The organism is Lentimonas sp. CC4, assembly GCF_902728235.1.
In the GTDB taxonomy this organism is placed as follows: Bacteria; Verrucomicrobiota; Verrucomicrobiia; order Opitutales; family Coraliomargaritaceae; genus Lentimonas.
Map to the genome: position 1 here is coordinate 3,979,800 of NZ_CACVBO010000001.1, position 7,100 is coordinate 3,986,899.

Below are 7,100 nucleotides of genomic sequence, written 5' to 3' on the forward strand. Positions count from 1 at the left end.
GACCTAAGCTAGCCTAAGGTGGTCGGTAAAAGTGTTTCGAGTGCGTAGGAGCGACTGCCCTTCAGAAAGAGTGCTCCAACAAAATCGGCAACGACGGATTTTATTTTTTCAACATCAGTGCTCCGAGTTAGCTGAGCCGGGTTGGAGCCAGCCTGAATCGCTCCATCATAATATGCCTGCGTGAGCACGTCTGGCCCAACAAAGAATGCGCGATCTTCGGGACGCAAACGTAGCTGCTGACCGATCTTCCGATGCAGTGCAATCGCATCGGAGCCAAGTTCATTCATCGCACCCAGCACATAGCAACGCGCTTGCTCAACGGGCATCGAACGTCCAAACGCGGCGATGGCATCACGCATCGACGCAGGATTCGCATTGTAACAATCGATATACAAAGTCTGCTCGCCCTGCGTAGCAATACGGCCGCGTGTCGACGCAGGCTCCCATGCTGCAAGTCGCTCACGAATCACAGCATTAGAGATCCCCAACTCACGCGCGGCAACGATCGCCAACGCAGCATTCACACAGATCCCCTCACTCGGACTCGCGATTTGAAACAGCTCATCCGTCGATCCGTCGCTTAACTGCAAAGTGCTCTGCCCCACCCCAGCAACATCTAGGCGATAGCGAATCACACGCTTCGGCTCAGGCGACACAACTTCGTCCACGACCGCAAGCACCAGTGCTCGCTCGGCACATGCAGTAAATGCAGAATATTGAAACACTGAATTTGGTAGCACCATGGGTGCATGCGCCCGAGAATGGAGCACGAGTTCAGACTTCTCAGCTGCCACTCCCTCGAGCGACCCCAGCAACTCCAAATGGGCGGAAGCGATATTTGTAATAATGGTCAGATCCGCTTCGATCATCGCACCCAGTGCGGCCATTTCTTTGGGTTGATTGATCCCCGCTTCAATCACCGCAAAATCATGCGGCTCGGCATCCAGCCCAAACAAAGTCATCGGCACTCCGATACGATTATTCCAGTTGCCTGCGGTCGCGTGTGTGCGGCTTTCGCCTAGCAACACACGCAGCATTTCCTTAGTCGAAGTCTTCCCACAGCTTCCAGTAATACCGACAACCGGATTAATAAAACCGTTGCGAATACCAGCACCAATTGCCCCCATCGCAAGCAGCGAATCCTCGACGAGCAACTGCGGAACTCCTAAATCCTGAGCTCGTTCAACCAACAGCGAACCTGCGCCACCAGCGACCGCTTGAAGAGCAAACTCATGCCCATCTCGGGCACCACCACTCAATGCCACAAAGCATTCGCCTGGTTTCAATTGACGCGCATCGAAACAAAACCCTGAGATTGTCGTCGGCAATATAGCACTTTGCCATTTACCGTTTGACCATGCAGCCAATTGTTGAGGATCGAAGCGTGCCAGTGCTGTCCTCGCCTTATCCATCAGGAGTTACGTGCGTTAAGTGCTTTGAGGCGGATCAGTTCACCTGCGACCTGGCGGTCATCAAAGGGAATCACCGTGCCATCGAATTCTTGAAATGTTTCGTGCCCCTTCCCTGCGATCAACACACAGTCATCCGGACCGGCGACATCCAACGCCAATGAAATCGCACGCTTGCGATCATCGATAAACGTCACGCGCTGAGCGCAAGCCGGCGTGCAAGCGGCACGCATATCTTCGAAAATTTGCTCGATCGATTCAGAACGTGGATTATCCGAAGTGGCAAATACAGTTGCCGCACCATCCAACGCAGCACGCAACATCGGTGCACGTTTGCTACGATCACGGTCACCACCACAACCACACACCACGATTAGTTTACCAGGAGTAATCTCCCGCAGCATTTCACAAGCATTCTTCAACGCATCATCGGTGTGTGCATAATCAACCAGCACATTGACTGACTGCCCTGCATCGATGCGCTCCATGCGACCAGGAACACCAGGAAAACTGGGCAACTCATGCAACAGAGCCAAAATATCGTAGCCCTTCGCACGACCAATAGCCAGTGCTGCGAGTAAGTTACTCACATTGTAGCGACCCAATAAAGGTGACACCACAGCTGCCTGCCCTTCTGGCCAAATCAAATCAAATTCAGTGCGATCTGCGAAGAGTTGCACATTCTCAGCACGAATCAAAGCACGCTCACTCAGACCGAAAGTCACAGCAGACACACCCCCTGGCAATTCTCCATGCAGACGCGCTCCATACGGACAATCGACATTAATCACCGCAGCCTTCGGCACTTTGCCCGTCGCACCAGTAAAGAGTCTTTTCTTCACCTCAAAATACGCCTCCATTGTCTTGTGATAGTCGATGTGGTCTTGCGTCAAATTCAGGAAAACCGCGACATCGAGATCGAGTCCGTGGATGCGTTTCTGGTCGATCCCATGTGAACTGATTTCCATGACTGCTTCTTCACAACCGTTGTCCACCATCTGACTGAGAAGCGCATGCACATCGACTGATTCTGGAGTCGTCTTAAACGAGGGCAGCGTGCGCTTGCCCAAATCATAACGAATCGTGCCAAGCAATCCGACCGAATCGTGACCTCCGATCAAATGCTGCGTCAGCATCGACACGGTCGTCTTACCATTGGTGCCAGTGATGCCTGCAATGCGGAGCTTCTCATCGGCATTGCCATAGAAGCGACGTGATACGAGTGCGAGTGTTTCACGCACATCTTTCACCTGAATAAAATCAATAGGAAAATGCGAACCGAGGTCTTGCTCTGTGATAATCGTGACTGCCCCGCGATCCACAGCCTCCTCTACGTAGTAATTGCCATCTGTGCGTAACCCACCAATCGCAAAGAACAATGCACCGGGCACGACGCGACGGCTATCAGTAATCAGACATGTCACGCCACGCTCACCATTACCCTTACGAGCGACAAGCTCGATATCTTCAAACAGCTCCTGAACACTAGGATTCATCGAAAAGCGACGATCACTATTGACTTGGGTGACATTGAGTTTCCGAGAGTAACTTTGACGAGAGCTAACAGATGAAAGCAATGTGCTAATTTGAAATTCGGCGAGACCGATCATATCGAGAGTGTTCTAAAGCGAGGAAAGATGCGTCCGACTTGACTGGTCGAATGCCTAAATAAGCGATACAGGCTTCCGCAATATTACGAAAGGCTGGCGCAGCAACGGAACCACCATAACCAACGCCCTTCGACTGAGGATCATCCACTACAACAGTGATGACCAAAGCAGGTGTATCGGCTGGAAAAAATCCGCTAAAAGATGCCACGTGATGTTGGCGTGAGTATTTACCATTAATGATCTTTTGAGTCGTGCCAGTTTTTCCGGCGACGGAATAATTCTCAATAGAAGCCCTGCGTGCAGTGCCCTCGTTACCGACCACATCGACCAGCATATCAGCAACGGTCTTTGCGACTTCAGTAGAGATAACACGGCGTTTTGCTTTTGGAGAAAAACTCACCACATCATTGCCCGAAAAATCAAAGACTCGCTTAGCAATCAACGGCTCCATCAACACACCCTTATTCGCGATCACGGACATCGAACTATGGACCTGCATCGGTGTCGCACTCACAGCATGCCCCATCGGTAAACGTGTGATCGTCAGCCCATCCCAATTCTTAACAGGATGCAGTATGCCGGAAACTTCGCCGCCCAAATCAAAGCCAGTCTTCTCGCCAAACCCGAATGCTGCCGCATAGTCATGCAACCGATTCTCTCCGAGCATCAGGCCCAAATGCGCCACCCCACGATTACTTGATTTCACTACGATGTCATGCATCGAAAGCGTTTCATAGATATGGTGATCACCGGGGAGTTTAAGTGAGCGACCCTTATAGCTAACACGTGACATGCCAGTCTGAAACATATCCTCGGGCTGGACAATCCCCTCATTCAAAGCGGCGGCAGCTGGCACAATCTTAAAGGTCGAGCCAGGCTCAATCAAATCAGTCAGCGCACGGTTGCGTTGAGATTCGATAGGATACTTCTTGGTGTCATAAAATTCGTTGGGATCGTAAGTCGGATAGTTCGCCATAGCTAACACCGCACCAGTCGATGGCTCACTGACGATGATACTCACGCTCTTGGGATCATACTCCTGAGCTAGACGGGCGATCTCCTTTTCCACGATATGCTGCACCATTAGATCGATGCTCAACTCGACATTCAAGCCATCGGTCGGATCGACTTCACGGAACCGGAATTGTGCCAATTCGCGACGACGCCCATCACGTTCAGTTTCGCGCCAACCATCTTGACCGCGTAGATAGTAATCGAAGAATCGCTCCACCCCCGTGACCGGAGTTTCCTCATAATTGACATACCCTAAAATATGCGCCGCGAGCTGACCACTGGGATAAGTGCGGCTGTATTTACGATTTCCATACACACCTTTAATTCCCAATGCACGCACGGCCTCGTAGGTATCTTCATCCAGCCCCTTTGCCAAAGATGCCCACTTAATCAGGCTCACTTCTTGAGCGTGCACCGAACCTTTGCGCGTCTTAGTATCTATCGTCTGCTCAACATCCGCCAATGGCTTGCCGATCAACTTCGCAAGTTCTGGCAATTTCAAACGATCCTCGTCGCGCACTGACTGCGGATCTACGCCAAGATCAATCGTCGTGCGCGTCGTCGCTAGTAAGTTCCCGCGGTTATCCACGACGTTACCACGACGCGCCTCAACCACCTGCACCATCTTGCGGTTGCCCTCTACATGCTTCATCAATTCCTTCTGCTCCCACACGTGCAAGTAGAACAAGCGCCCGATCAACACGCAGAACGCAAAAGCGACTGCGGCCGATACGAGTCCTGCACGTGCAGTAGATACGAAGGCCTTACTCATAGCATCAATTCTAAGCGCTGCGCTTTAATGCGTGGCTGTTTTCATAGTGACGCGCGAGGCGGCGTAGCGTGCTACGCGATGGGCACAACGGCTTAGCATCTCGGGCGCGTTTCGCATTCTGGACAGAGCGACTCCAACGCTCGACAAGCCCTAACACCTCCGCAGGTTGATGCTCACGGCTACGATAATAATCAGAAGTAACATGCATAGTAGTATGGGGTTATTCAGTTAGCGTTTGGTGTTTAGATCAAGAAAAGCCAAGTCCATCGAAGTTTCGTATGGCTCGGCCACTGCATACGAGCGACCAGTGGACACGTTACTCTCACGCACCCAGACGATTTGCGTATCCAGCGATGGACGAAGCGTCCCGGAGACCTTGCCTTGCAACACGACTGGCTGATGCATGGTGGCGATACGCTCGTCGAGGTAGCGAAGCTTGCGAACCGTCTCGGCAAGTTGCACCTCCACTTTTTGACTACGCTTTGCAGTGCGAGAAATCTGTTGCTGCATCCACACGATCGCAAAGCCGCTGCAAACAGTGACTACGATCATCGCGATGACAAAAAAGAGAATACGGCTCCGAGCCTTTTGAGATACATTGTTCATGGGGTAGTGGAGTTAGTCGTTGGTAAGTTTATGAATCGCGCGCATTCGTGCGCTACGGCTACGTGGATTTATTTTTATTTCCTCTTCAGAGGGAAGGATCGGACGGGTTGAAACCATTTTCGCTTGAACGACGCGCTCATCCTGAGTGCGAGTGTCGTTGGTATGCTCAGGGCGACCGGCCATTTTACGGCAAAAGCGCTTTACGATACGGTCTTCGAGCGAGTGAAAGCTAATCGCAGCAAGCACACCACCTGGAGCAAGACGCTCAAAGGCAGCCGGCAGGGCACGCTCGATTGCCTTCAACTCATCATTCACCTCAATGCGAATTCCTTGAAACGTGCGCGTCGCTGGATTCACCGTCTTGCGTCCGTGTGGAGCCGAGCCGACCGCTTCCGCAACCAGAGCTGCAAGTGAATGTGTGCGTTGAAGTTTACCTGTGCCACGTGCATCGATAATTGCCTGCACGACACGACGGTGGCGCTTCTCTTCGCCATAGTTACGAACGGCGCGTAAAAGCCCCTCCTCATCGGAAGTCTCTAGGAACTCGGCAGCGCTGATGCCCTTTGTTGGGTCCATGCGCATATCAACGGGTGCATCATAACGAAACGAAAAGCCGCGATCAGTTTGATCCAATTGAAACGACGACAAGCCGAAGTCGAAAAGAATACCGTCAAACCCGCTCTCATCCAAATCAGCGAGATCGCCAAAATTCATGGAGTAGAAGCGAAAACGCTCACCGAATTCATCCGAAACCTGCTGTGCGCGTGCAACCGCATCAGGGTCGCGATCCGTAGCAACTAAGGTCACACCTTCAGCCGCAGACAGCAAAGCGCGAGTATGACCACCACCACCAAACGTTCCATCAAGAAGCTTTGCACCTGCACGCGGGCTCAAAAGTTCCAACGTCTCTCTAAATAAGACGGGAACGTGACCACTGAACGCAGCAGGATTCAAAGCATCATCGGCGGAAGACATTAACGCAGTTTTGTAGTATGGAGATTATTGTTTGTTTGTGTCGCTGCGCGCTTTCTCGGCGAAGCAAGGCGCTGCTAGCAGCGTCAGAAGACTTAAAAGGACTGTGTGGCGGACTCGTATATTGCCAGTTCGTGCGGCGATCATTGCTCGGGTGCGTAAAGTAACCGGAGCTTTTAAAATTTTCGCGGGCGATGGATTGGAATATGTTACGCATGGTTTAAAGGTTCCCTGGGGATTAAAGACCGAAACGCTGGAAGACAGCAGCACGAGCAGTGGAATCACTTGGACCGCCAGCGAGGGCTGCATCACGAAGTTCTTCACTGTAGATATTGAATGTGGACATCATCCCGAGAAGGACGGCGCCCTTTCCGATTTGAGCATGCTTGATTAATTTTTCGTTCAAATTAATGCGGCCCTGCTTGTCGCAACTAAAGCTGTGAGCCATCGCCATAAACTCAGCGACCATACGCTGACCTTCGACGTCACTCATCTTGATTTGAGAAATCGTCTCTTCGAGTTGAGCGATCATCTTCGGCGCAAGCACACGAACATATGCCTCTGAACCCTCTTCAACACTTGGAATAGCGAGAAATTGATTTTCCGAAGCATCCCCCTTTGGACGCCACGCAGCAGGGATCGTAAGACGACCTTTGTCGTCTACGCTGTGGCGAAATTCGCCAATAAATCCTGCTGTTGTAAATAAACCCATGTGCA

7 protein-coding genes are annotated in these 7,100 nt (G+C 51.7%); all 7 read right to left on the reverse strand.

The window, feature by feature from the left end; genetic code table 11:
- Window positions 1-8: 8 nt before the first annotated feature.
- A complete protein-coding gene (murF, locus tag GZZ87_RS17000) occupies window positions 9-1,412 on the reverse strand; it encodes a UDP-N-acetylmuramoyl-tripeptide--D-alanyl-D-alanine ligase (protein ID WP_162025368.1) in 1,404 nt (467 codons plus the stop codon).
- On the reverse strand, window positions 1,412-2,905 hold the full coding sequence (locus tag GZZ87_RS17005; RefSeq protein ID WP_244648151.1) for a UDP-N-acetylmuramoyl-L-alanyl-D-glutamate--2,6-diaminopimelate ligase: 1,494 nt from the start codon (window positions 2,903-2,905) through the stop codon (window positions 1,412-1,414). The genes murF and GZZ87_RS17005 overlap by 1 nt, the downstream gene beginning before the upstream one ends.
- Before the next feature lie 85 nt (window positions 2,906-2,990).
- Window positions 2,991-4,805, reverse strand: coding sequence for a penicillin-binding protein 2 (locus tag GZZ87_RS17010; RefSeq protein WP_162025366.1), 1,815 nt, complete (start codon window positions 4,803-4,805; stop codon window positions 2,991-2,993).
- Window positions 4,806-4,815: 10 nt separating this feature from the next.
- A complete protein-coding gene (locus GZZ87_RS17015) occupies window positions 4,816-5,013 on the reverse strand; it encodes a hypothetical protein (protein WP_162025365.1) in 198 nt (65 codons plus the stop codon).
- A gap of 20 nt (window positions 5,014-5,033) precedes the next feature.
- Complete coding sequence (locus tag GZZ87_RS17020; protein WP_162025364.1) at window positions 5,034-5,411, reverse strand: hypothetical protein; 378 nt, start codon at window positions 5,409-5,411, stop codon at window positions 5,034-5,036.
- Window positions 5,412-5,423: 12 nt separating this feature from the next.
- Window positions 5,424-6,386 carry a 16S rRNA (cytosine(1402)-N(4))-methyltransferase RsmH gene (gene rsmH, locus GZZ87_RS17025; protein WP_162025363.1) on the reverse strand — a complete coding sequence of 321 codons (963 nt, stop codon included), beginning with the start codon at window positions 6,384-6,386 and terminating at the stop codon, window positions 5,424-5,426.
- A 235-nt stretch (window positions 6,387-6,621) separates the two neighbouring features.
- On the reverse strand, window positions 6,622-7,100 hold a 479-nt coding region (locus GZZ87_RS17030), incomplete at its 5' end, for a hypothetical protein (RefSeq protein ID WP_162071476.1).